The organism is Amycolatopsis sp. NBC_00345 (assembly GCF_036116635.1).
Taxonomy (GTDB): Bacteria; Actinomycetota; Actinomycetes; order Mycobacteriales; family Pseudonocardiaceae; genus Amycolatopsis.
Window position 1 is genome coordinate 3,525,834 of sequence record NZ_CP107995.1, and the last position, 23,705, is coordinate 3,549,538.

General features: G+C 70.6%; 26 protein-coding genes. 11 read left to right on the forward strand and 15 right to left on the reverse strand.

The window, feature by feature from the left end; genetic code table 11:
• The first annotated feature begins 7 nt into the window (after positions 1-7).
• From OG943_RS15395 to OG943_RS15410, 4 genes are read left to right on the forward strand one after another with little or no spacing between them, the layout of a single operon-like run.
• Positions 8-883, forward strand: coding sequence for an AAA family ATPase (locus OG943_RS15395; RefSeq protein ID WP_328610453.1), 876 nt, complete (start codon positions 8-10; stop codon positions 881-883).
• The gene (locus OG943_RS15400; protein ID WP_328610454.1) at positions 876-1,988 is read left to right on the forward strand and encodes a vWA domain-containing protein; all 1,113 of its coding nucleotides are present in this window, start codon (positions 876-878) and stop codon (positions 1,986-1,988) included. The genes OG943_RS15395 and OG943_RS15400 overlap by 8 nt, the downstream gene beginning before the upstream one ends.
• Positions 1,989-1,997: 9 nt before the next feature.
• On the forward strand, positions 1,998-2,267 hold the full coding sequence (locus OG943_RS15405) for a hypothetical protein (protein WP_328610455.1): 270 nt from the start codon (positions 1,998-2,000) through the stop codon (positions 2,265-2,267).
• Positions 2,264-2,632 (forward strand): hypothetical protein, encoded by a 369-nt coding sequence (locus OG943_RS15410; RefSeq protein ID WP_328610456.1) that lies wholly within the window; start codon positions 2,264-2,266, stop codon positions 2,630-2,632. Before OG943_RS15405 ends, OG943_RS15410 begins: the two co-directional genes overlap by 4 nt.
• Before the next feature lie 42 nt (positions 2,633-2,674).
• Here OG943_RS15410 and OG943_RS15415 read toward each other — a convergent pair whose 3' ends face one another.
• The 11 genes from OG943_RS15415 to OG943_RS15465 are packed head-to-tail and all read right to left on the reverse strand — an operon-like array spanning position 2,675 to position 9,635.
• Positions 2,675-3,034, reverse strand: coding sequence for a hypothetical protein (locus OG943_RS15415; RefSeq protein ID WP_328610457.1), 360 nt, complete (start codon positions 3,032-3,034; stop codon positions 2,675-2,677).
• Positions 3,031-3,306: a hypothetical protein gene (locus OG943_RS15420; protein WP_328610458.1), complete on the reverse strand. Its 276-nt coding sequence runs from the start codon at positions 3,304-3,306 to the stop codon at positions 3,031-3,033. The genes OG943_RS15415 and OG943_RS15420 overlap by 4 nt, the downstream gene beginning before the upstream one ends.
• Positions 3,307-3,309: 3 nt before the next feature.
• A complete protein-coding gene (locus tag OG943_RS15425) occupies positions 3,310-3,552 on the reverse strand; it encodes a hypothetical protein (RefSeq protein ID WP_328610459.1) in 243 nt (80 codons plus the stop codon).
• Positions 3,553-3,586: 34 nt separating this feature from the next.
• On the reverse strand, positions 3,587-3,814 hold the full coding sequence (locus OG943_RS15430) for a hypothetical protein (protein WP_328610460.1): 228 nt from the start codon (positions 3,812-3,814) through the stop codon (positions 3,587-3,589).
• Between the two features lie 13 nt (positions 3,815-3,827).
• Positions 3,828-4,082, reverse strand: coding sequence for a hypothetical protein (locus OG943_RS15435; protein WP_328610461.1), 255 nt, complete (start codon positions 4,080-4,082; stop codon positions 3,828-3,830).
• Between the two features lie 10 nt (positions 4,083-4,092).
• Positions 4,093-4,674, reverse strand: coding sequence for an SRPBCC family protein (locus OG943_RS15440; protein ID WP_328610462.1), 582 nt, complete (start codon positions 4,672-4,674; stop codon positions 4,093-4,095).
• Positions 4,668-5,591, reverse strand: coding sequence for an XdhC family protein (locus tag OG943_RS15445; RefSeq protein WP_328610463.1), 924 nt, complete (start codon positions 5,589-5,591; stop codon positions 4,668-4,670). The genes OG943_RS15440 and OG943_RS15445 overlap by 7 nt, the downstream gene beginning before the upstream one ends.
• 10 nt (positions 5,592-5,601) lie before the next feature.
• A complete protein-coding gene (locus OG943_RS15450) occupies positions 5,602-7,989 on the reverse strand; it encodes an aerobic carbon-monoxide dehydrogenase large subunit (protein ID WP_328610464.1) in 2,388 nt (795 codons plus the stop codon).
• A 10-nt stretch (positions 7,990-7,999) separates the two neighbouring features.
• On the reverse strand, positions 8,000-8,518 hold the full coding sequence (locus OG943_RS15455; RefSeq protein WP_328610465.1) for a (2Fe-2S)-binding protein: 519 nt from the start codon (positions 8,516-8,518) through the stop codon (positions 8,000-8,002).
• A gap of 1 nt (position 8,519) precedes the next feature.
• Positions 8,520-9,386 carry an FAD binding domain-containing protein gene (locus OG943_RS15460; protein ID WP_328610466.1) on the reverse strand — a complete coding sequence of 289 codons (867 nt, stop codon included), beginning with the start codon at positions 9,384-9,386 and terminating at the stop codon, positions 8,520-8,522.
• Between the two features lie 12 nt (positions 9,387-9,398).
• Positions 9,399-9,635 carry a hypothetical protein gene (locus tag OG943_RS15465; protein ID WP_328610467.1) on the reverse strand — a complete coding sequence of 79 codons (237 nt, stop codon included), beginning with the start codon at positions 9,633-9,635 and terminating at the stop codon, positions 9,399-9,401.
• Positions 9,636-9,768: 133 nt separating this feature from the next.
• Here OG943_RS15465 and OG943_RS15470 point away from each other — a divergent pair, with 133 nt between their 5' ends.
• The 4 genes from OG943_RS15470 to OG943_RS15485 all read left to right on the forward strand — a co-directional run bounded on the left by OG943_RS15470 (position 9,769) and on the right by OG943_RS15485 (position 15,205).
• Positions 9,769-10,635 (forward strand): FAD binding domain-containing protein, encoded by an 867-nt coding sequence (locus OG943_RS15470; protein WP_328610468.1) that lies wholly within the window; start codon positions 9,769-9,771, stop codon positions 10,633-10,635.
• Between the two features lie 4 nt (positions 10,636-10,639).
• Entirely contained in the window at positions 10,640-11,113 is a 474-nt protein-coding gene (locus OG943_RS15475; RefSeq protein ID WP_328610469.1) for a (2Fe-2S)-binding protein, read from the forward strand.
• Complete coding sequence (locus OG943_RS15480; protein ID WP_328610470.1) at positions 11,110-13,467, forward strand: aerobic carbon-monoxide dehydrogenase large subunit; 2,358 nt, start codon at positions 11,110-11,112, stop codon at positions 13,465-13,467. Before OG943_RS15475 ends, OG943_RS15480 begins: the two co-directional genes overlap by 4 nt.
• A 67-nt stretch (positions 13,468-13,534) precedes the next feature.
• Positions 13,535-15,205 (forward strand): recombinase family protein, encoded by a 1,671-nt coding sequence (locus tag OG943_RS15485; RefSeq protein WP_328610471.1) that lies wholly within the window; start codon positions 13,535-13,537, stop codon positions 15,203-15,205.
• Positions 15,206-15,724: 519 nt separating this feature from the next.
• Here the strand turns inward: OG943_RS15485 and OG943_RS15490 are convergent.
• The 4 genes from OG943_RS15490 to OG943_RS15505 form a co-directional block, all read right to left on the reverse strand.
• Positions 15,725-17,704 carry a hypothetical protein gene (locus OG943_RS15490; RefSeq protein ID WP_328610472.1) on the reverse strand — a complete coding sequence of 660 codons (1,980 nt, stop codon included), beginning with the start codon at positions 17,702-17,704 and terminating at the stop codon, positions 15,725-15,727.
• A 314-nt stretch (positions 17,705-18,018) separates the two neighbouring features.
• Positions 18,019-18,384 (reverse strand): hypothetical protein, encoded by a 366-nt coding sequence (locus OG943_RS15495; protein ID WP_328610473.1) that lies wholly within the window; start codon positions 18,382-18,384, stop codon positions 18,019-18,021.
• 780 nt (positions 18,385-19,164) lie between these two features.
• Positions 19,165-20,607, reverse strand: a complete 1,443-nt coding sequence (locus OG943_RS15500; protein WP_328610474.1) for a helix-turn-helix domain-containing protein — start codon at positions 20,605-20,607, stop codon at positions 19,165-19,167.
• 79 nt (positions 20,608-20,686) lie between these two features.
• Positions 20,687-20,980 (reverse strand): helix-turn-helix domain-containing protein, encoded by a 294-nt coding sequence (locus OG943_RS15505; RefSeq protein WP_328610475.1) that lies wholly within the window; start codon positions 20,978-20,980, stop codon positions 20,687-20,689.
• A gap of 338 nt (positions 20,981-21,318) precedes the next feature.
• On the opposite strand from OG943_RS15505, the gene OG943_RS15510 reads away from it, so the two are divergent.
• The 3 genes from OG943_RS15510 (at position 21,319) to OG943_RS15520 (ending at position 23,703) form a co-directional block, all read left to right on the forward strand.
• Positions 21,319-21,816 (forward strand): hypothetical protein, encoded by a 498-nt coding sequence (locus OG943_RS15510; protein WP_328610476.1) that lies wholly within the window; start codon positions 21,319-21,321, stop codon positions 21,814-21,816.
• Between the two features lie 78 nt (positions 21,817-21,894).
• Positions 21,895-23,151 carry an IS701 family transposase gene (locus OG943_RS15515; protein ID WP_328609589.1) on the forward strand — a complete coding sequence of 419 codons (1,257 nt, stop codon included), beginning with the start codon at positions 21,895-21,897 and terminating at the stop codon, positions 23,149-23,151.
• A 42-nt stretch (positions 23,152-23,193) separates the two neighbouring features.
• Positions 23,194-23,703 carry a hypothetical protein gene (locus OG943_RS15520; protein WP_328610477.1) on the forward strand — a complete coding sequence of 170 codons (510 nt, stop codon included), beginning with the start codon at positions 23,194-23,196 and terminating at the stop codon, positions 23,701-23,703.
• Positions 23,704-23,705 lie beyond the last annotated feature (2 nt).

Sequence of the window (23,705 nt, forward strand, 5' to 3'; positions counted from 1 at the left end):
CGCGGGGATGGACTACCCGGACACCGTCGCCGGCCTCACCGGCTCACTGCGCGACGGCGGCTACCTCGCCGACCGCGGCCTCGCCACCGCGCTGCTCGTCGCGCTGTCGCTGCACCGCCCGATCCTGCTGGAGGGTGAGGTCGGCGTCGGCAAGACCGAGGTGGCGAAGACGATCGCGGCGGTCTTCGAACGACGGCTGATCCGGCTGCAGTGCTACGAGGGCATCGACACCGCGCAGGCGCTCTACGAATGGGACTACGCCCGTCAGCTGCTGCAGATCCGCGCGCTGCAGGACCGCGAGGCCGCTGCGGACGACGTGGTGGAGCAGTTGTTCGGGCCGAAGTTCCTCCTCGAGCGCCCGCTGCTGGCCGCCGTCCGCGCCGGTGACCGCGCGGTGCTGCTGGTCGACGAGATCGACCGCGCCGACGACGAGTTCGAGGCCTTCCTGCTGGAGCTGCTGTCGGACTTCCAGGTGACCGTGCCGGAGGTCGGCACCATCGTCGCGCCGAGCCCGCCGCTGGTGGTGCTCACGTCGAACCGCACGCGGGAGCTGCACGACGCGCTCAAGCGCCGCTGCCTGTACCACTGGCTCGGCTACCCGCCCGCCGAACGCGAGGTGGAGATCGTGCTGGTGCGCGAGCCCGGGGTGTCCGCGGCGCTCGCACACAAGGTGGTCGCCGCCGTGCGGCGGCTGCGCGAGCTGGACCTCGCCAAGCCGCCCGGCGTGGCCGAGACGATCGACTGGGCCCGCATGCTCCGGTTCCTCGGCGAGGACGACCTGGACGAGCGCTCGGCCGCCGACACGCTCGGCGCCGTGGTCAAGGACCGCGACGACCTCGACGTGGTGCGCGAGCACCTCGCGGAGGTCGCTTCCGGTGCCTGAGCGGGCCGCACTGGTGCGTGTGCTCGTCGGCTTCGCCCGCGCGCTGCGTGAAGCCGGGCTGCCCGTCGGCTCCGGTGACGCGCTCACGTACTGCCGCGCGATGACCGCGCTCGACCCGAGCGACCTCGTCGACCTCTACTGGGCCGGGCACGCCGCGCTGCTCAAGCGGCACGAGGACCTGCTTCGGTACGACGAGGTGTTCCGCCGTTACTTCCTGGCCGCCGACGGCCCGGCGGCCGAGCTGCTGCAGCTCACCGCCCAGGCCGCGGACGACGCGGCCCTCGCGCTGCCGGAGCCGGAGCGCACCGGCGAGGAGCGGGAGACCGACACCGTGCTCGGCCTGGCCGCGTCCGATGTGGACACCTTGAAGCACAAGGCTTTCGGCGCCTGCACCGCCGAAGAGCTGGCGGCGATCCGGCGGATGATGGCGCGGATCCGGCTGACCCCGCCGCGCCGGCGCACCCGCCGCACGCGCCCGGCCCGCTCCGGCCGGGCGCCGGACCTGCGCCGCACGGTCCGCGATTCGCTGCGCAGCTTCGGCGAGCCCGGCGAGCTGCGCTGGCGCCAACGCCGGACGCGATTACGCCCGTTGATCCTCATCCTCGACATCTCCGGCTCGATGGCCGACTACTCGCGCAACCTATTGCAGTTCGCCTACTCCGCGCGCCACGCCGCGGCGACGGCCGAGGTGTTCTGCTTCGGCACCCGCCTGAGCCGGATCACCGACCGCCTGCGGACGCGCGACGTCGACGAGGCGCTGGCGCGCGCGGCCGAGGCGGTCGTCGACTGGGAGGGCGGGACGCGGATCGGCGCGGCGCTGGACGAGTTCGTCCGCACCTGGGGACGGCGCGGGCTGTGCCGTGGCGGCGTGGTGGTGATCTGCTCGGACGGGCTGGACCGCGGTGACCCGGACGTGCTGGCGAACGCGATGGCAAGACTCGCCCGGTTGAGCCACCGTCTCGTGTGGACGAACCCGCACGGCGGCTCGGCCGGGTCCGGCCCGGTCGGCTTGATGGTGGCCGCCCCGCACGTGGACCTGCTCGTGTCCGGGCACGACCTGCACAGTCTCGAAGAGCTCGCGGCGCTGCTGCCGGGGCTCGGTTAGGAGCCCGGTGTGAAACGGTGGAGTGTGGGCATCGAGGCGGACGGCGACCGCGTGTTCACCCTCGAGGAGATCGTGGAGCTGGCCGACGCGGTCGCGCCCGCGGGCGGCATCGCCAGCGGGATCGGCACCAGCCGTTACGGCGCGCGGCTGCTCGTCGACGCGCCGGACCGCGAGAAGGCCGTCGCGCTGGCGACGGAAGAGTTCCGCCGTGCCGCCGCGGCGGCCGGGCTGCCACCGTGCCCGGTCGGCCGGGTGGAGGCCGTCGGCGAGGACGAGTGATCCGCCTCGGCCCGGCCGCCGGCTACCCCTTCGACGGCCCCCGCCTCCTCGGCGGCTGGACCCCGCCGCCCGTCGCCGCGGTGTATGCCGTGCTGTACAAACCGGACCCGGACACCCGGCCCGAGCGTTACGCCGTGATCTACGTCGGACAGGGCGAAGACCTTTCGCGCGAGCACTTCCCGTTCCGCCACCCGCGCGCCGCCTGCTGGGTCGCGCGCGCCGGCTCGCGCTGGAAGGTGCACATCTGCACCTACGAGGTCCCGGGCGGCCTGCCCGCCCACCGCGAGCAGATCGTCCGCGAGCTGACGGCGGTCTACCACCCGCGTTGCAACGCCCCCACCCGCCGACCCGTTCCAGGCTCGTGAGTGTTTATGACGGTTAGAACCGTCATAAACACTCACGAGTCCTCAGCGGGGCACGAACCCCACCGCGTCGTGCAACCGCGAACGCCGGGTTCCGGAAGCGGGCCGCGCCGGGGGCCGGGCCTCCGTCGGCGGGGTGTAGGTCGCGCCGACCACGATCTCTTCCGCCATCCCGTAAAGCAACGGCAGCGCGCCGGCGACCACGCCGCCGGTGCGGTTGATGTGCGAGACGCCCGGGACGATCGCCGCGGCGTGGACATTGATGCGGCGGACCGTTTCCGCGCAGTCCTCCAGGTTCGCCGCGATACGGGCGAGCAGCGTGCCCACCCAGAACAGGTAGACCGCGAGCCCCGCGATCAGCAGCACTATGTCGACCACGGTCAGGACGACCAGCGTGGTGGTCATGACTTCACCTTTCCGAGCACCCGGCCGAGGAACAGGTGGTGCTGCAGGCCTTCGGCGAGGACGGCGTCGACGCGGCCGGCCGTTTCGGGGATCAGCGCGGTGTGTTGCGTGTTTTCCGCGGCGTCGTGCAGGGTCTCGCGGATGCCCGCCACGCGGCGGTCGATGATCTTCACGAAGTAGATCAGCAGGCTCAGCAGCGCGGCCACCGCCAGCACCACCACGAAGCCGGCGATGATCGCGACCCACCACAGGGTCTCGTCCGTCGAGGACATGGCCTAGCCTCCCAACCGCGCGCGGCCGCGCCGCAGCCCGGCCACGATCACCTCGGCGTGGTCGATGGTGGTGCGCAGCCCGGTCAGCGCCGCGGTGTTCGCCTCGGCCGCCTTCAGCTGCTCGTCGATCAGCGGGGCCGCGCGGCCGATCGAGCGGGCCAGCGCCAGGATCGGCACCACCAGCGCCACCACGACCAGCACGATCACGGCCCCGATCGCGAACCCCACGATCCAGCCCGCCGTCATGACGCGCTCCTCTCCCGGTCACTGTCCATTGTGGTCACACCGTCTCGCAGAAGTCGCGCACCGGCTTGAGGCTCGCGTTCACCGAGCCGAGTGCGGCGGGCACGGGCGCGGTGCGCTCCGCGACCAGCGTGACCCCGCCCAGCACCGAGCCGAGCGTCCGCCGGACCGCCCGCAGGTGCAGGATGACCCGCAGCAGGCCGACGGCGGCGAACAGGATGATCAACGCGGCCACGGCGAGGGTGGCCCAGGCGGCAGCAGGCATGGCGGGATTCCTTTCAGCCCAGCAGCTTCGCGACGCTGCCCGCGTACCGGGTCGCGCCGACGGCCACTTCGTCGATGGTGCGGCCGGTGCGGGCGAGCGCCGCGGGCACCGGTTCCAGCCGCCCGGCGAGCTCACCGCCGCCCGCGAGGATGTCGTCGGCCGCGGCGCGGATCCGCTCCACCGCGGCCAGGACCCGGTTGAGCAGGGCGATCACGACGGGCAGCACGACGAACAGCAGCACGGCGTTGCCGATCCACCACAGGACCATGGTCGCCTCCTCAGGCCGGGGTACTCGGATAGGGCAGGAAGAACCGGCGGAACACGCGTTTCAGCGCCATCAGCGCCGCCTGCAGCCCGATCCGGAAACCGCGGGCCGGGGCCGCGTGCCGGGTCGCCGGCCCCTCGCCGCGCTCGGCGCGCGCGATGCCGTTCTGCATGTTCACGGCGAAGTCGCGCATCAGCACCGAGGTGACGTCGGCGATCATGCCGCGCCCGTACTGCGCCGCGGCGCCGGAGATCTGCAGGTCCTGGTCGACGTCCACGCGGGTGCCGGCCCCGGAGCGGACCAGGGTCGCGGTGACCACCATGCTCGCCTCGCCGCGGCCCTTCTCCTCCGAGCCGGCGGCGTCGACGACGATCCGCTTGGCCGCGTCGTCGCGCTCGGTGATCGCAGCCGTGCCGCCGAACCTCAGCGACACCGGCCCCATCCGCACGCTCACGCGGCCCTTGTACCGCTCGCCGCCGAGGTCTTCGGTCAGCTCCGCGCCGGGCAGGCAGGCCGCGACCTGCGGCACGTCGTCGAAGAACCGCCACACCTTCTCGACCGGCTGCGCGACCTCGAACTGGTTCCGGATCAGCATCGGGTCTCCTTCTTCGCGTAAACGGCCGGGTCGCGCAGGAACTCGGCGCGGCAGCCGGAGCAGCAGAAGCTGTACCCGGCCCCCTCGTACTCGACCGCGTCCACCGCGGGCACGGTCATGCCGCACACCGGGTCCACGGCCTCGGGCGTCGGTGCGACCCCGGCAAAGGACGGCGTCTCACGGGCCGCCCGGGCCCGCACCAGCTCGGCCAGGATCGCGACGGCGATCTCCCGGTGCGAAACGCTGCCGAGGTCCAGCCCGGCCGGCACCTGCACACGGGCCAGGTCCTCGGCGGGCACGCCGCGGTCGGCCAGGTAACCGAGCACCGCCTGGCCGCGACGGAGCGACGCGACCAGGCCGACGTAGGCTGGCCGCGCGGCCAGCGCGCGCTCCACCGACTCTTCGTCGTTGTGCCCCTGCGTCGCGATGACCACAAAGGACTGTGCGGTCACGCCCGCCAGCTCCGGCGTCTCCAGCCGCTCCGCGCGCCAGCCGAGCGTCGCGGCCAGCTCGACGAGCGTGTGGACCATCGGCGAACGCCCGACCACCACCAGGTGCGGCGCCGGCTCCACCGGCTCGATGTACACCTCCAGCGCCCCCTCGCTCTGGCACGAGATCGGCACCACGGTCATGCCGTCCGGCACCGCGGCGCCGAACTGGTCCGGGGTGCCGAGCAGCAGCAGCCGGGGCGTGCCCTCGGCGAGCGCCTGCCGGGCCTCGCGGACCACCGTCGGCTCGGCGCAGGCCCCGCCGATCCAGCCGCGCAGCTCGCCGGCGGCGGTGATGATCGCGCGGCAACCCTCCTTGCCCGAGGACGGGCCCTGCCGCCACACCACCGTGGCCAGCGCGAACGCCTCGCCGCGGCGGGCCAGCTCCCCCGCCTGCTCCAGCACGCCCCGGCTGTCCGGCACCGCCATGCCCGTCACCTCAGTCCGTCCGCACCGGCGGCGCGCCGGAGACGTCGCGCCGGTAGCGCAGCGCCTCCCACACCCGGTCCGGCAGCAGCGGCATGTCGATGTTGCGCACGCCGGTGTCGCCGATCGCGTCCATCACGGCGTTCACGAACGCCGCCGGCCCGCCGACCGCCGCGCACTCCCCCACGCCCTTGGCGCCGATCGGGTGATGCGGCGAGGGCGTGACGACCTCGCTGTGCAGCTCGAAACCCGGCGTCTCCCATGCGGTGGGCAGCAAGTAGTCCATGTAGTTCGAGCCGACGCAGTTGCCCTCGGCGTCGAAGGTGATGAACTGCATGTTCGACATCGCGTAGGCCTCGGTGAGCCCGCCCATGATCTGGCCCTCGACGATCATCGGGTTGATCCGCACGCCGCAGTCGTCGACCGCGACCAGGTTCAGCACGTCCCACACCCCGGTCTCGGGGTCGACCTCGACCGTCACGATGTAGACGGCGAACGGCCAGGTCAGGTTCGGCGGGTCGTAGTAGGCGTTGTTCTCCAGGCCCGGCTCCATGCCGTCGGGCATGTTGCCGTACGCGGCCATCGCGCACTCCTGGATCGTCACGCCGCGGTCCGGCGCGCTGCGCACGAAGAACCGGCCCAGCTCCCACTCGACGTCCTCTTCGGACACTTCCAGCAGGTGCGCGGCCAGCTTGCGCGCCTTGGCCCGGATCTTGCGCGACACCATGGAAATCGCCGCGCCCGCGACCGGCGTGCTGCGCGAGGCGTAGGTGCCCATGCCGAACGGCGCGGTGTCGGTGTCGCCCTCCTCCACCGTGACGTCGTCGGCCGGGATGCCCAGCTCGTGGCTGACGATCTGGGCCCAGGTGGTTTCGTGGCCCTGGCCCTGGCTTTTCGCGCCGACCCGCAGCAGTGCCTTGCCGGTCATGTGCACCCGCAGCTCGGCGGAGTCGAACATCTTGATGCCGAGGATGTCGTACTCGCGGCTGTTGCCGGCGCCGAGCGGCTCGGTCATGGTGGAGATGCCGATGCCGAGGCGCCGTCCGCGCGAGCGTGCTTCCTCCTTCTGCCGCAGGAAGTCCTCGTAGCCCACCGCCTTCAGCCCGACGTCGAGACAGGCCTCGGGCTGGCCGGAGTCGACCAGGAAGCCGAACGGCGTGCGGTGCGGGAAGGCGCCGGCCTTGACGAAGTTGAGCCGGCGGAACTCCGCCTGGTCCATCCCGAGGTCGCACGCGGCCTGGTGGACCATGCGCTCCTGGAAGAACATCGCCTCGGTGACGCGGAACGAGCAGCGGTACGCGACCCCGCCCGGCGCCTTGTTGCTGTACGTGCCGCGCGCGGTCAGGTGCGCCGCCGGGATGTCGTAACAGGCGAACGCCGAGTGCAGGAGCCCGATCTTGAACTTGCTGGGCTGGGCGTCGGCGAAGAACGCGCCGTGGTCGGCGTCGGCGTGGATGCGGACGCCGAGGATCTTGCCGTCCTCGCGCAGCGCCATCTCGCTGTCGAGGTACATGTCTCGGGCGAAGCCGGTGGAGATCAGGTTGCCGGTCTTGTCCTCGATCCACTTCACCGGCCGCTCCAGCAGGATGGAGCACAGGATCGCGCACACGTAGCCCGGGTACACCGGCACCTTGTTGCCGAAGCCGCCGCCGATGTCCGGCGAGATTATCCGGATCAGGTGCTCGGGCAGCTCCGCCACCATCGACACGGCGGCGCGGATGATGTGCGGCGCCTGCGTGGTCATGTACACGGTGAGCTTGCCCGTCGCCCGGTCGAAGTCCGCGACGGAGCCGCAGCACTCGATCGGCGACGGGTGCGAGCGCGGATAATGCAGGCGCAGCTGGGAAATCCGGTCGGCCTGGGCGAACGCGCGGTCGGTGCCGGCCTTGTCCCCGACCTCCCAGTCGTAGATGACGTTGCCGGTCTGGCCCGCCTTGTCGTCGCGGATCACCGGCGCGCCCTCCGCTACGGCCTGCAGCGGGTTGACGATCACCGGCAGCGGCTCGTACTCGACGTCGATGGCCTCGCAGGCGTCCTTCGCGATGTACGGGTCGTCGGCGACCACGCAGGCGACCTCCTGGCCCTGGAAGCGCACCTTGTCGGTGGCGAGCACGGCCTGGGTGTCGTAGGAGAGCGTGGGCATCCACGCCAGGTTGCGCGTCGCGGCCATCTCGCCGGTCAGCACCAGCCGCACGCCCGGGATCGCCCAGGCCCGGCTGGTGTCGATCGACTTGATCCGCGCGTGCGCGAGCGGGCTGCGGAGGATCTCCAGGTGCAGCATGCCGGGCAGCACGATGTCGTCGGTGTAGTTGCCGCGGCCGCGGATGAACCGGTTGTCCTCGACCCGCTTGCGGCTCGCGCCGAGCCCGCCGATCTTGTTCTCGTCCAACGCCTGTGACACGTCGATCCTCCTATTCGGACCGCAGCTTGGCGGCGGCCCACAGCACCGACTTCACGATGTTCTGGTAGCCCGTGCACCGGCAGAGGTTGCCTGACAACGCCCAGCGGACGTCCTCTTCGGACGGTTCCGGGTTCTCGTCCAGCAGCGCCTTGGCGGACAGCATCATCCCCGGCGTGCAGAAGCCGCACTGCAGGCCGTGCTCCTCACGGAAGCCCTCCTGCAGCGGGTGCAGCTCGCTCGCGCCGGCCAGCCCCTCGACGGTGGTGACCTCGTGCCCGTCGGCCTGCACGCCGAGCATGGTGCACGACTTCACCGCACGGCCGTCGACGAGCACGGTGCAGGCGCCGCAGTTCGTGGTGTCGCAGCCCATGTGCGTGCCGGTGAGTCGTAAGCCCTGGCGCAGCAGGTGGACCAGCAGCAGCCGCGGCTCGCACTCGACCACGCGGCGCTCGCCGTTCACGGTCACCGTCACGCGCCGCACCGGCACGTCACCGGCGGCCTCTTCCCGGATTTCGTGGACACTGGTCATCTCACGCCGCCCTCTCCGTCGTGCGGCCCAGCGCGCGCACCACGAAGGTGCGCACCATGTGCCGTTTGAACTCGGCCGTGCCGCGGTGGTCGGACTTCGGCCGGGCCGCTTCGGCGGCCAGCTGCGCGGCGTGCTCCACGGACTCCTCCGTGAGCGGCCCGCCGACCAGCGCGTGCCCGGCTTCGACGGCCTCGATGGTCGCGCCGCCCACGCCGGTGAGCGCGATGCCGGCCCGGGTCACCGTCTCGCCGGTCGTCTCGATCGCGACCGCGACGCCGACCGTGGCGAAGTCGCCGACCCGGCGTTCCAGCTTCAGGTAGCCGCCGCCGGGAAGGCCGCGGGGCGCGGGAATCACCGCCTCCACGGCGATTTCCTCAGGGGTGAGCGCGTTCTGGAACGGCCCGGTCACGAACTCGCGGGCCGGGATCGTCCGGCGCCCGCCGGGGCCGGCGGCGACGATCGAGCCGCCGAGCGCGAGCACCACGGCCGCCCAGTCGCCCTGCGGGTCGGCGTGGCACAGCGAGCCGACGAGCGTGCCGCGGTTGCGCACGATCGGGTCGGCGATCAGCGGCGCGGCCGCCGCCATCGTCGGCTGGGTGCTCTTCAGCAGCGCCGAGCGCTCCAGGTCGGCGTGCCGGCACAGCGCCCCGACGTGGAGCGCGCCCGAGGCGTCCAGCTCATGGTGCGCCAGCCCCGGCAGGTTGTTGATGTCGACCAGCAGCCCGGGCGAGGCGAAGCGGAGTTTCATCAACGGCACCAGGCTCTGCCCGCCGGCCAGGACTTTCGCCTCGTCGCCGTGCTGGTGCAGCAGGTCGAGCGCCTCCGCCAGCGAGCGGGGCGCTTCGTAGCGGAACCGGGACGGGTACACGCGCGGCCCCCTTCAGTCTCGGCCGGGAGGTTCGGCGACGGCCGTGGGGAGGGTGTCCTCCTCCGGCTCCGGGCGCGGCCGCTGGTGCGGGGGCCACGGCCCGGCGACCGGGCGGCCCGCCACCTTCAGGAAGTCCATCAGCTCGGGCCAAGCCCACACCGTCGGGCTCTTGCCCTCCTTCGGAGCGTCCTCGACGAGCTCGTACAGCCGCGGGTTGCCCCGGCTGTGCCCGTCGGACTCGATCCGCATGACGCGCACCTGCTTCCACCGTTGGTCAGGTGCGCTGATGCTCCACCCGGGCGAACACCGGGACAACGCGCGATTAACCCTTTGCTTAACCCCGCTATTGCGGGCGGCCGCGGCGGCGGGGACGATCGCCTTCATGCAGGTGCCGGCGCAGTTCGAGTACGAGCGGGCCTCGAGTGTCGAGCACGCACTCGCGCTGCTGGCCAAGTACGGCCCGGAAAGCCGCGTGATCGCGGGCGGGCACAGCCTGATCCCGATGATGAAGCTGCGGCTGGCGCGGCCGGAGGCGCTGATCGACGTCAACGAGCTGGCCGAGCTGGCCACGATCGAGGCGGCCGGGGGCGAGCTGCGGATCGGCGCGCTGGTGCGCCACGCCCAGCTGCTCGCGTCCGGCGTCGCGGGCGAGCTGTTCCCGATCCTGCACGACGCGGAGCGCGTGATCGCCGACCCGATCGTGCGCAACCGCGGCACGATCGGCGGCTCGCTGTGCCAGGCCGACCCTTCGGAGGACCTCTCGGCCGCGTTCGCCGCGGTCCGCGCGACCGCCGTGATCCGTAGTGAAGAGGGCGAGCGGACGGTGCCAGTGCGGGACTTCTTCGCCGGCCCGTACGACACGGTCGTCGGCCCGGCCGAGCTGCTCGTGGAGCTGCGGCTGCCGATCCGGGCCGGCCTCGGCAGCGCGTACGCGAAGGTCGGCCGGCGCGCGGGCGACTGGGCGGTGGCCGCGGCCGGCGCGGCGCTGGCCCTCGACGGGCCGGACGTCGCCGAGGCCGGGATCGGGCTCACCGCCGTGGGCGCGCCCCGCTTCGTCGCCGCCGAGGCCGAGGACTTCCTGCGCGGCGGCGCCGCGACGCCGGACCGCTTCGAGAAGGCCGGGGTGATCGCCGCCGGGCACTGCTCCCCCGCCGCCGACCAGCGCGGCCCGGTCGACTACAAACGCCACCTCGTGGCCACGCTGACCACGCGCGCGCTGCACCTGGCCCAGGCGCGGGCGGAGGGCTGACGGCGTGGAGATCACCGTGACGGTGAACGACGAGCAGTACCGCCGCTCGGTCGAGCCCCGGCTGCTGCTGGTGCACTTCCTGCGCGACGACCTCGGCCTCACGGGCACCCACTGGGGCTGCGACACGTCCAACTGCGGCGCCTGCGTGGTGTGGCTCGACGACGTGCCGGTGAAGTCGTGCACGGTGCTCGCCGCGATGGCGGACGGCAAGCGCGTCCGCACCGTCGAAGACCTCGCCTTCGGCGCGGCGCTCGACCCCGTGCAGCAGGGTTTCGTGCAGTGCCACGGGATCCAGTGCGGGTTCTGCACCCCGGGCCTCCTGATGACCGCGCGCTGGCTGCTCGACCACGACCCCGACCCGGGCGAGGGCACCATCCGCGAGGCCATCTCCGGGCAGCTGTGCCGCTGCACGGGGTACGAGAACATCGTGCGCTCGATCCGCTGGGCGGCCGAGCACCCGGACGGAGCCGGGTCATGACCAGCACGATGGGCTACGGTTCCTTGCCCCGTAAGGAAGACGCGCGGTTCGTGCGCGGGCGTGGCACGTTCGTCGACGACGTCGTGTTGCCCGGGATGCTGCACGGTGCGGTGCTGCGCAGCCCGCACGCGCACGCGCGGCTGCTCTCGGTCGACACCAGCGCGGCGGAGGCGCACCCGAAGGTGCGCGCGGTGCTCACCGGCGCGATGCTCGCGGAGCGCGGCATGGCGTGGATGCCGACGCTCTCCCACGACGTCCAGGCCGTGCTCGCCACCGACAAGGTCCGGTTCCAGGGCCAGGAAGTGGCGTTTGTCGTCGCGGAGGACCGGTACGCCGCCCGGGACGCGCTCGAGCTGATCGACGTCGAGTACGAGCCGCTGCCGGCCGTGATCGACGGGCTCGCCGCGCTGGACCCCGGCGCCGAAGTGATCCGCGACGACCTCGGCCGCACCGACAACCACATATTCGACTGGTCCTCCGGCGACGCCGACGCGACCGAGGCGGCCATCGCCGGTGCGGAAGTCGTGGTCCGCCAGGACATGCTCTACCCGCGCGTGCACCCGGCGCCGCTGGAAACCTGCGGCGCGGTGGCGGACATCGACGCCGTCACCGGCAAGCTCACGGTCTGGGTCACCGCGCAGGCCCCGCACGCGCACCGGCTGATGTACTCGCGCATCACCGGCCTGCCCGAGCACCGGATCCGGATCATCGCGCCGGACATCGGCGGCGGCTTCGGCAACAAAGTCGGGCTGTACCCCGGTTATCTGTGCGCGGTGGTCGGCTCGATGCTCACCGGGCGGCCGGTGAAGTGGACCGAAGACCGTTCCGAGAACCTGATGAGCACGTCGTTCGCCCGCGATTACCACATGAGCGGCGAGATCGCGGCCACGCGCGAGGGGAAGCTGCTGGGCCTGCGCGTGCACGTGGTGGCCGACCACGGCGCGTTCAACGGCACCGCGCAGCCGTCGAAGTTCCCGGCCGGGTTCTTCCACGTGTTCACCGGCTCCTACGACCTGCCGGTGGCGCACTGCGCGGTCACCGGCGTGTACACGAACAAGGCGCCCGGCGGCGTAGCGTACGCGTGCTCGTTCCGGATCACCGAAGCGGTGTACGTCGTCGAGCGGATGATGGACCTGCTCGCGCGCGAGCTGGGCCTGGACCCGGCCGAGCTGCGGATGCGGAACCTGTTGCGCCCCGAGCAGTTCCCGTACACCTGCGCGACCGGCTGGGAGTACGACTCGGGCGACTACCCGCGCGCGCTGGAGCTGGCCAAGGAAATCGCGGGCTACGACGAGTTGCGCCGCGAGCAGGCGGACAAACGCACGCGGGGCGAGCTGATGGGCGTGGGGCTGAGCTTCTTCACCGAGGCCGTCGGCGCCGGCCCGCGCGAGCACATGGACATCCTCGGCTTCGGCATGGCCGACGGCGCCGAGCTGCGCGTGCACCCGACCGGCTCGGCCGTGCTGCGGCTGTCCTGCATGTCCCAGGGGCAGGGCCACGAGACGACGTTCGCGCAGCTGGTTTCCGAGGAGCTGGGCATCGCGCCGGACGAGGTCGAGGTGGTGCAGGGCGACACCGACAACACGCCGTTCGGGCTGGGCACCTACGGCTCCCGCTCGACGCCGGTCTCCGGCGCGGCCGCGGTCACCGTCGCGCGCAAGGTCCGCGAGCGGGCGCGGCAGGTGGCGTCGGCGATGCTGGAGGTGAGCCCGGACGACCTGGAGTGGGAGCGCGGGCGCTGGTTCGTGCGCGGCGTGCCGGGCCGCGGGGCCACGATCCGTGAGATCGCGCTGGCGGCGCACTCGGACCTCGCGCTGCCCGACGGCGTCGAGGGGCACTTGGACGCGACCACGGTGTACAGCCCGCCGAACCTGACCTATCCGTTCGGCGCGTACATCTGCGTAGTGGATGTGGACCCCGGCACCGGGCAGGTGACGGTGCGCCGGTTCGTCGCCGTGGACGACTGCGGCGTGCGGATCAACCCGATGATCGTCGCCGGCCAGGTGCACCGCGGCCTCGCGGACGGCATCGGGATGGCCCTGATGGAGCTGATGGCCTTCGACTCCGACGGCAACCACCTGGGCGGCTCGTTCATGGACTACCTGCTGCCGACGGCCCTGGAGTGCCCGTCGTGGGAACTGGGCGAGACCGTCACGCCGTCGCCGCACCACCCGATCGGCGCCAAGGGCGTCGGCGAATCCGCGACGGTCGGCTCCCCCGCCGCGGTGGTGAACGCGGTGCTGGACGCGCTCGCCCCGTTCGGCGTCCGGCACGCCGACATGCCGCTGACCCCGGCGGCCGTGTGGCGCGCGATGCAGGGCAGTCCACTTCGGACAGACCTGGCGATCACCTGAGCCCGGCTGGTTGTTCCGCCCCAATGTGGCGTTGGTGAGTCGCTAGATCTGGACATACGTTCCGATCATGCCTACTCTTAATGACGACATGCCCACCTCTAGCGACGGAAGGATCCCGGTCTACGACTCGTACGCGCGGCTTTCGCGAGTACCGGAGACGGGCGAGCTAGAGAAGATCGAGACCCAGCACGAGGATAACGCGGCCGCTATCGAGCGGCGCGGCGGGATCGTGGGCGAAACCCTGGACGACGGCCTCTCAGCGTGGAAGCCGGGCGTGCGTCGCCCAGGGTGGGAAAAGCTCTTGGAACGGATTCAGGCAGAGGTAGTCGACGGGCTCTGCGTCTGGCACTTGGATCGGTTGTTCCGTAAGCCGGGGGACCTGGCCAGGCTGGTGGAGCTGGCTAAGGCCGGGTTCAAGATCATGTCAGCGCACGGAACCCGCGATATCTCCAATCCTGACGATCTGTTCATTCTGTGGATCGAGGTTGCCCACGCGGCCCGGTCCAGCGCGGATACCTCCCGCCGGATTAAGCGGCGGTTCGAAAAGTTCCGCTCTCAGGGCCGGATCGCCGGCGGTATGCGTCGGCTTGGTTTCGGCGGGTGGGATCTTCACGCGCGGGGCGAGAACGGCGAACGGGTCCCGGTGGCTGAGTCGGTGGTAGAGCATGAACGCGCGATGCTGCGGGACGCGGCTTACGCGATGCTCGCGGGCGCGTCTCAGACCGACATCACGAAGAAGTGGAATGAGGCGGGGTTCTATCAGGTGACGGGTAAGCCGTGGATCCCGGCAACGGTGGCGGCGACGATGCGCCGGGAATCGCTCGGCGGGCACATCGTTCACGAGGGTGTGATTGTGGGCCGTCTGGAGGGTGACCCGATCCTAGACACCGACACCTACGACCGGTTGCAGGCGCTGTTTAAGGGCCGTAAGCGGGGCCGCCAGGCGGGCAAGGTGGGGCGGCGCTACGTGGGCACGGGGATTCTTCGGTGCGTGTGCGGGGTGAAGATGTCCGCGCACGCGCAAGGCCCGAAGAAATACCGGGACGGCACGACGCGCGCGTCGTACTACTGCGCGACCGCCCGCCGGGGGTGCGGGAAGGTGTATGCGGACGTGGCGAGGGTGGACCACGAACTCATGCTGTTCACCGCTAAGCGGTTGTCCAACCCCGGTTGGGCGGCGGCGATCGCCTCAGCCCGCGCGCAAGTGTGCGAAGAGCTCGACCACGTGGAAAAAGAACTCACCGCATGCCGGGAACTTCAAGAGGCGTTGGCGAACAAGCTAGGGCGACGGAAGATGACTCTTGCACAGTGGGAAGCGGCGTCCGAACCGCTCGACGAGCAAATCACCAAGCTGGACAAGCGGCGCGCCCAGCTGTCCGGGGGCGCGGGCGAGGGTGAGCCGATCAAGCCGGAAAGTAAGGCCGTGCTCATGCGCCGGTGGCTCGGTGGCACTCCTGACATTCGGCGCGGCATGCTCACTCAGGCGTTGGAGCGGTCGCAGGTGGTGATCTTCCCGAACAGCAAGCCGGGTAAGCGGGTGTTCGACCGGGACCGGGTGCGGGTCATCCCACCGGAAGACGCCACACCAGCCGCCGCGACCCCTGAGAGCATCGGGGAGCCGGAAACCGCCATCGGGGAACCGGGCGACGCCGCCCCTGGCCGCCTAACACCCCCCAGCGACGCCACGGGGCCTCTCCCAGCTTGGGAGAGGCCCCGTGGCGTTCGGTGCCGGGGTTAGGCGGTGTCGGTGTGGCGGTCTTGCTCGCGGAAGATCAGACCAAGCGCCGCGATAGCGTCCGCTGACATCGGCGGCATTCTCGCGCACTGGCGTTCCCAGTAGGCCCACGCTTCCGGCTCGATCACCGGTAGCCCGTCATCCTCGACCGGCGCGCGCGGCGCGGGAATGTCCGGTGCATCGCCATCAGCGCCGGGGGTGTTCTCGTTCTCCTTTCTCTCGTTGCTTGTCAGGGTTCATGCATCTCCTTTCTGTCGTTGGTGTCGGTGTTTGGTTGTGCCGCTCCCGGATGGGGGAGCGGGGTCAGCTGCTCCCCCACCGGCGGGGGAGGGTGTAACCCCTGTCGAGGCGACACACCGAAACCGGCGGAAAACCGGGTTTTCGCCGGTTTTCGGGTGTGGCCCGCCGTGCGGGGTTACACGGGTTACAGTCCTGGTCAATACCGGTTTTCGGGGTCTGCTCCAGGGGTTACCTGTAGGCCCTCGCGGGGTTACAGGTAACCGCCGGTGTAACCCGGCGCGGCTAGATTTTCCTCACCCGCCAGGCCCGCCACGCGTTCGCGATCTCGGGCGGCGTGTAGCCCTTGGCGACCCGCTGCCCGATCCGCACCGGACCCGGCGCGATCCCCAGCGGGCGCAACGCGCCCGCGAGGGTTTCCCCGGTCCAGCGGCTGTAGCGGGTGTCGAGCGTTGCCAGGCGTGCCAGCAGGTCCGCCGTCGTGATCTTGGGCAGCCCGTCGCACGCGATCAAGATGTCGATGACCGTCTCCGGGTCGACCCCGCGCCGGTCCCGGCCCGGCTCGGCCGGGTCGCGGGGACGGGGCACGAACGGCCCGCCCGCCATGCCTGGGTGGCCGGTCTCGCGGGGGTGGCCGGCACCCCCGGATGGAGCAGCCGCCGCCAGGGTCACCCCGGCGGCGGTGAGGGTGTCCGCGTCGATCACCGGCCGGGTGGCGGCGCGGGCGTCCCCGTCGCTGGTGACTTGTTCGGGATCGGGCGGGGTGATCATCGAGACCACCGGGTCGCGATTCCCGGCGGCGTGGACGTAGCCGCGCCCCGCGTCCTCGATCGACCCGCCTTCCTCAGCGTGCAGGCGGTGCGGGTGCCAGCCTTCCTCAAGCTTGGACGGGCCCAACGCCAACCGGACGTCCACATGTCGGCACGCGAGCATGACTTTCGCCCTGGCCATCTCCGCGACCGCCTCACCCAGCGCGTCGCTGGTGGCTTCGCTGGTGGCCATCACCAGGGTCACCCGCGCTTTACGCCCGGCCCGCAAAATCCCGATAGCGAGGTCCTTAGCACGCGGGGTCAGGCGCGGGTACTCGTCGATGACCACCACCAGCGCCGGACGCGCCCGCGACGCCCGCCAGGACGCGCCCATCCCCAACCGGGCGAGCAACCGGGGCCGGGTTTCGGCCATCGCGAGCGCGTCCGCAAGCGCTCGTTCGATCCCGGCGGGGGTGCGCTCGCGGCGCGACACCGCCCCGCCCAACAGGTCGAGGCCGGACCCGATCGGGTCCAGGTCCCACACCACCGCATCCGGGCAGGCGGTGAGCGCGTCCCCGATCGCCGCCAGGGTCACGGTTTTACCGGCACCGGTCACACCGACCACGAGCACGTGCACCCCGTCGAGGCTCACCGCGAGGGGGTCGCCGTCCATCCGCCGGCCGATCACCACCGGCTCACGAATCGTGCCGCTGCCCGGTTCCCGATGCGGCGCGAACCGGTGCGGGACAAAGGGATCACGCGCCAGGATGCGCAGCACCACCCGCGCCCGCCGTTGTCGGTCCGGCGCGGCCAGCACCGCCCCGGCCGCCACATCCAACCGGCCTTCGATCGCCGCGAGCTTGCCGACGACGGCGGCGGGGGTGCCGCCGTTCAAGATGACCGGGACCCGCCAGCCCCACGCTTCCCGCCGCACGTCCTCGCCGCCGTCCGCGCTGATCCCCTCCGCCGCCAGGGCCGCGAGCACCGCCCCGGCGGCTTCGGCGCGGGTGTGCGCGTCGGCCATCGGGAACCGGTCCGCCACCCCTTCCCCCGCCAGGGCGGCGGGGGCGGTGTCGGTGAGGGTCCCGGCGCGGCGGACACCACGCCCCACCGCCGCGAACGGGGCGAGGATGAGCGCGACCGCGAGCGGCCACACCCACCAGCCGCCCCACGCCGCCGCCACCGCTCCCACAAACCCGTAGGCCACGGCGGGCAGCACGGCCGCAGCGCCCGCCGTGATGACCAACCGGGTGTAGACGGTGCGGCGGCGGGCCAGCAGAAAACGGCGCTCGGCGTAGGGGTGGTCGTGGTCGCGGGCATGGTCGATGACTCGCCCGTACTCCCGCGACGCGACCAGATACGGCCCTAACCGGCGCAGCCACCACCGAAGGCCCCGCCCGGCGTCACACAGAACCCGCACACCGGCGACCACCACCCACCGGGCGATCCGCCACAGCAGCCGAGCCACCCACCCGGCGGACCGGTACCGCAACCAGCCCACCGCATCCAGCACCATAGGTCGTATGTGGACAGTCCACACGCGACACGCAAGACGCCGCATCCACCGCGTCACAGGGGCGAACATCGTTGCTGCGCAACCGATAGCGGCCCGCGCCGCGCGACAAGTGGCGCGGGCCGTGGTGGCGGCGACGCGAGCCGAACCCCGCGCCACCACCACCAACCGCGCCCCGGTCCGCGCCCGCCGGGGGTCAGCCGGGACGGGTGCGGGCGTGGCCGGCCGAACCGGCCACCCGGCCGGGTCTCGCCGCACCAGGCGCGCACAGAACACGCGCACCCACCACAGGAAAAGCCTGACATAATAGGAAAACTTCACTCATGATCGCCACGCTCTCCACCCCGGCGGGGGTCGCGCGGCTTGGGGACCGGCCGGAACCCGTCCGGCTCGTCCTTCTCCGCCAACAGGGCCTCTGCCCGCCAGGCCTGCGGGTCCTGAGGGGCTCCTGCGGCGTGCCAGCGGGCCGCTGCCTCGGCCTGCTGGCGGTAATACCCGGTGCGGCGGGCGAACGCCCGCGCCTCCCGGTCCAACTCCCGCCACAACCACGTCGTCGACGCGGGTTCGAGCACGAATTCCGGGATGACCTCGATGAGATCGGCCATCAGCAGGAACCGCGCCGTGATCTCCTCCCACCCCTCGAACGGGGAGGAGTCGCCGTGCCTATCGTCATTACTCGTCAAAATGCATCAAATCCTTTCGTAGTAGTGTTTTTGTGTTGATCACCTGCTTTGCTGCTTGCCCATTCCGGCCCCGTGGGGCGTGATGGGGGTTTCACTCTGTTGTCACGGTGCGCACAGCGAGGATCGCTCACTGTTGACACCGGGATAACAGACGGGAGTTACGCGGTCACGGTTCCACCCGTGAAGCGCTGAGCTGCCCGGTGAGAGATGCGGCACAACACCCTCACCCGCCCCGGACATGCCGGGGGTGGGGGCGGTCCGCGATTAATGCGTGGCGGGTTTCCGCCGCCACGCCACAGGGCGGGGTGAGCGCCGTGTGCTCTGTTGAGTTGTCACATCCGCTCACCTGCCTTTCCTGGGTCGGCCGGGGTGTCCTGGTCTGGACCTGTCGGCCTGACACCAGAGTGCACGCCGGAAAATCGGCACGCCACAACCGCTAACCGACACAACTCGATCAAGCTACTGGCGCTCCCGGTGAGAGGCGTTCACCTCACCGTGCGGTGAGCACCGAACGCGGGCCGGCCTACCGAATCGGAGCAACGCTTGCGGCATTCGGGCAGGAAGACATGACGGCGAGTGTTGGTGATTAATCGCGTAACCCGTTCGCGCGGCGGGACCGTAGCGCGGTGATCATCACCGCGCACACCGTTAGGCCAAACGGGCGCGGCGCGGGCGGATTCCTGAGCGGCGGCTGTGATTGCGCGTCGTTAGTGTCGATCACGGATCACCATGAGTAGCGGTGCACGCGCGTTCGCACGGCTGCACGCTCCGTGCACACGCTCAACCGCGACCGGCGGCGGCGGTGATGGCGCGGGCCAGCTCGGCCGCGTCCCGGTGCCGGGGCAGCCGCACCGCTTCCGCTCGCACGGTGTCGAGGTGATCGGTTAGCCGCCGCGACCGCACCGACGCCGCCAGCTCTAGCGCGGTGTGTCCCGTCCTCACCGCGTCGGCGGGCTGCCCGGCGCGGAACAACACCGCCGCGAGTTGGGCGCTGCTGACCGCGCGGCGTTTGACCCGCACCGGGTCCGCAGTCGACGTGTACGCGGTCAGCGCGTCGATGGCGCGGGGGGCGTAGCTCGCGTCGTGGGTGGCGGCGATCGAGAGCACCCGCCCGGACTCCGACCCCAACGCGGCGGTGTCGAACCCGCGCGGCTGCGAGATCTCCCCCGAGCCGTTTTCCAGCGCGGCGCGGGCAACGGTGAGCGTGTCCAACGCTTGGCGAAGGTTGCCCATGTCCGCGTGCGCACGGGCGGTGGTCGAGTGCACCAGGGCGTCGACCTGTCCGACGCGCGCACGGCTCGCCGCGACGCTGGCGAGCTGACACATTTTCAGCGCCTCGCCGGGATCGCCCTGTCCGAGATACACCCGCGCGATCTGCTCCGCCGCGAGCGCGGTCCGCATAGGGTCGTCGATCTCAGCGGCGGCCGACATGGAATGCGTCAGATACCCCACCGCCGCCCCCGGCAAGCCGACGTCGTGGGAGGCCCAGCCGGCCAAGCTCCACAGATCCGCGACCACCCCGTAGAGCTCGCGGCTGGTGGTGTCGGTGCGCGCCGCGCGCAGGAGCCCGCGCGCCCACCCGAGTTGGGCGATCACCGCGTCCCGCACCGCGTGACCGCCGAATCGCTTTTCCCGTACCCATAGGGCCGTGGTGATCTCCCGCAGCGCGTCCACCTCGGTGGTGTCGATCGCGGCCGGGGCGGGGGTGGCCACGGCGGGCACCGCCAACGCGGCGAGCTCGGCCGAGGTGAGCGCCGCACCCACAGCCAACTTGGCGGCGATCCCTAGAACATGGCGGCGGTCGGGCATGGTGTCCACCTCCCGCGCGGCCATCGGGACAGCGGTCAAAGCCGCGCTGGTCTCAGTGTCCGGGGTGTAGGCCAGGCCCATCAACCCAGGCGGGACACCCAGCCCCGCGCCGATCCTGGCGAGCACGTCATAGGCCATGACCTGCCTGCCGTTGCAGATCTCCGAGACTTCGGATTGGCCTTGTCCGGTCAGGGCTGAGATGCGCCGTTGAGAGACGCCGTGGCGTCTGAGCAGCACAAACACCCCGCCGATGTCGCGGTCACGGAGCGCGGCGCGCATCAGCGGGTCATCCCACACGGCCGCCGGGATCGCCCGATCGCCCGCCCCGGCCGTGTTCACCGGGTCGCCTGATTGCGGCTTATAAGCCTTGTCACGCGTCCCAGAGTAGCCGCGATGAGACGCGGTGTAGAGCACCTGTGCGGGTGGTGATCGGCCAAGCCGATCGGCCCCGCCGATCGGCGATTACGCCGTTCGGGGGGTTCGCCGGGGCTGATCAGCCCCGGCGCGGACGCCGCGCGGGCTCGCCCTCGCCGCCGCCGTCGTCGTCTTGCTCTGGCGGGGCCGGCAGACCGCGCACCAACTCCCCAAGGTCGATGTCCAGCCCGGCCGCGATCCTCAACAGGTTCCGCAAGGACGGGTTTCGCTGCCCGCGTTCGACCTGCCCGAGGTAGGACCAGTGAACCCCGCTCCTGGCATCGAGGTTTTCTTGCGAGATGCCCAGCTCGGCACGTCGCGCGCGGATGCGCTCACCCAAGATCCGGGCGGCCTCAAAGATTGGGTCAGCCATGGCTTACAGCCGATCGGCCCCAGGGATCGCACACCAGAGACGATCAACCTTAGGCCTATCCACTTACACCTTATGAGCTGTAGCGTGCGTCCCACCGCGCCCCGCCGCACAGAGGCAGGGCGCACGGTTGCGGGGAGGAGGTGACGGCTCGTGACTCGTGACGGCAGCCTCGGCACTGGCGGCAACACCCACACCAGCAGCGGCACCGGAACGAAGAAATAGACCTCAACCACAGCGCGATGGCGTGAACCCCGGAAATCCTAGTTCCGGGGTTCACGCCATCACTATTTTCATACTCGCATTAACCGCCGCTGATTTTCCGCGTATTCTCCCGCATTATGAGCGGCGGCACACCCCGAAACCTTCTCCAACAGATCTACCGTTTACGCCTGGCGCTAAGCGGGGTCATTTTCCTTGCCGCCGGCATCATCATGTTCATCGTGTCCCACTCCGACAAGCTCGACAGCATCGCGCTCGCGATAGGCGGAATAGGAACCGTGTCGCTGATCTTTGAGTACGCCAGCCGCCAGGTTATCGACATCAAACAACGAGACACCGTGCGCGAGGAGATCGCCGCGCAGATACCCGCCATCCGCGACGCGGTACTGTCCGGATTCGCGGTGAGCCCGGACGTTCTACTGTCCCATGGCCGCGAATTGCACCACGACACCCGTGTTTCTATCGCCCTGTCGCCAGCGGGCACACGCACCGAGGGAAAGACACTATATATTGCTGTTGTTCGATGGTCACATCGAACAACAGCACCCCTAGTACTCCAGTCGGACTTCGTGATGTCGCTGGTGGGCTGCCTGAAGACAGGTGCGGCCACCAGTTGATCATGGTCGGTTGTGTGGACTAACCCTGATCGGCTGGTGGCCGCGGGTCCCAGCGTAAACCCTGACCGATGGGCGGTGATGTTCGAGGAGATGATCAGCCGGATCGCCGGCCGGTTCACCCGCGTCGAACCCCGCCGACGAGCACGGGCCCTGCTGCTCGGGCTGCTGTCGGACCTGCCGGACAGGAACTGCTGGACCATCTCCGAACACGCCGGCGACGACACCCCCGGCGGGATACAACACCTGCTGCGCAAAGCAGTCTGGGACGCCGACGAGGTCCGCGACGACCTGCGCGACTACGTCACCGAACACCTCGGCGACACCGGCGCCGTGCTGGTCGTCGACGAAACCGGCGACCTCAAGAAAGGCGTCCACACCGTCGGAGTGCAACGCCAATACACCGGCACCGCGGGCCGTATCGAGAACGCCCAGGTCGCGGTCTACCTCACCTACGCCACCGACACCGGCCACGCATTCATCGACCGGGCCCTCTACCTCCCGAAATCCTGGACCGCCGATCCCGGCCGCCGCACCGACGCCGGAATCCCCGACGACACCGCGTTCGCGACGAAACCCGCGCTGGCGACCACCATGATCGGGCGCGCCCTCGACGCCGGCGTCCGCGCACAGTGGGTCGCCGGGGACGAGGTTTACGGAGCCGACCCCAGCCTGCGCAAGAACCTGGAAAAGCGCGGTGTTGGCTACGTTCTCGCCATCGGCCGCGACCGCCGGGTCAGCACCCCCGCAGGCGTGCTGCGCGCTGACGGTGTCGCCGCCAGGCTGCCCAAGCACGTCTGGCAACGCCTCTCCGCCGGCACTGGAGCGAAAGGACACCGCTACTACGACTGGGCTTTCGCCGACATCGACACCGACGAGACCGACGGGCACCGGTGGCTGCTGATCCGCCGCCACCGCACCACCGGCGAGCTGGCGTTCTACCGATGCTACGCACCCGAACCCGTGCCGCTACAGGTTCTGGTTCACGTCGCGGGCCGCAGATGGACGATCGAGGAATCCTTCCAGACCAGCAAAGGCCTCACCGGACTCGACCAGCACCAGGTCCGACGCTGGACCTCCTGGCACCGCTGGACGGTCATGGCGATGCTCGCCTACGCCTTCCTCGCCGTTGTCGCATCCACCGAACGAACCCCCAAGCCCTCGACCGCCGGGTGGATCTCATTGACCTGCAACGAAATCCACCACCTGTTCACCACACTCATCAGCCGACCCGTTCTCGATGCCGCGCACCGGATCCGCCGCTCAACATGGCGCAGACGCCACCAATACCGCGCCCAACAAGCCCACTACCAGCGACAATCGACCCACGAACCATGACCATCACGAACTACGACTGGAGTACTAGGGGTGCGAAAATTTGTGAGCACCACCAACCCCGACCACTACCGCCAAGCACTCACCGACCCCGCCGCCAAAGTCTGGCTGTTCAGTGACAACGCGCCGCTCGACGCGCAAGCATTCACCTTGCTGGACTACAGCGTCAACGGAACACCGCAACCGATTACCAAGACCGACCACCCAGACGGCCGCGCCTACCAAGCGACACCCTCGTCGAACGCGGCGAACTCCGGACAGGATTATCTCGTCTCCTACAGCTACAGCACGCTGATCGAGCCGCGCGGGCACGCGATGTGGATAGACATCGACAAACCCACCAACGGGGTCAGCGTCGAACTGACCCACACCGGCACGGGGATAGAACGCATTACACCGCTTGACTTCCTCACCACCACACCGCGAATCCACCGCAGCGAACGCGGATCAGCCGCACCGATCTCCATCAGCGCCGACGGCTGGATACAACCTAAATCGGGCGTGGTGTTCATCTGGACACTGACCAGCGAGCTCAACGAGCTACCGCAGACGTGACA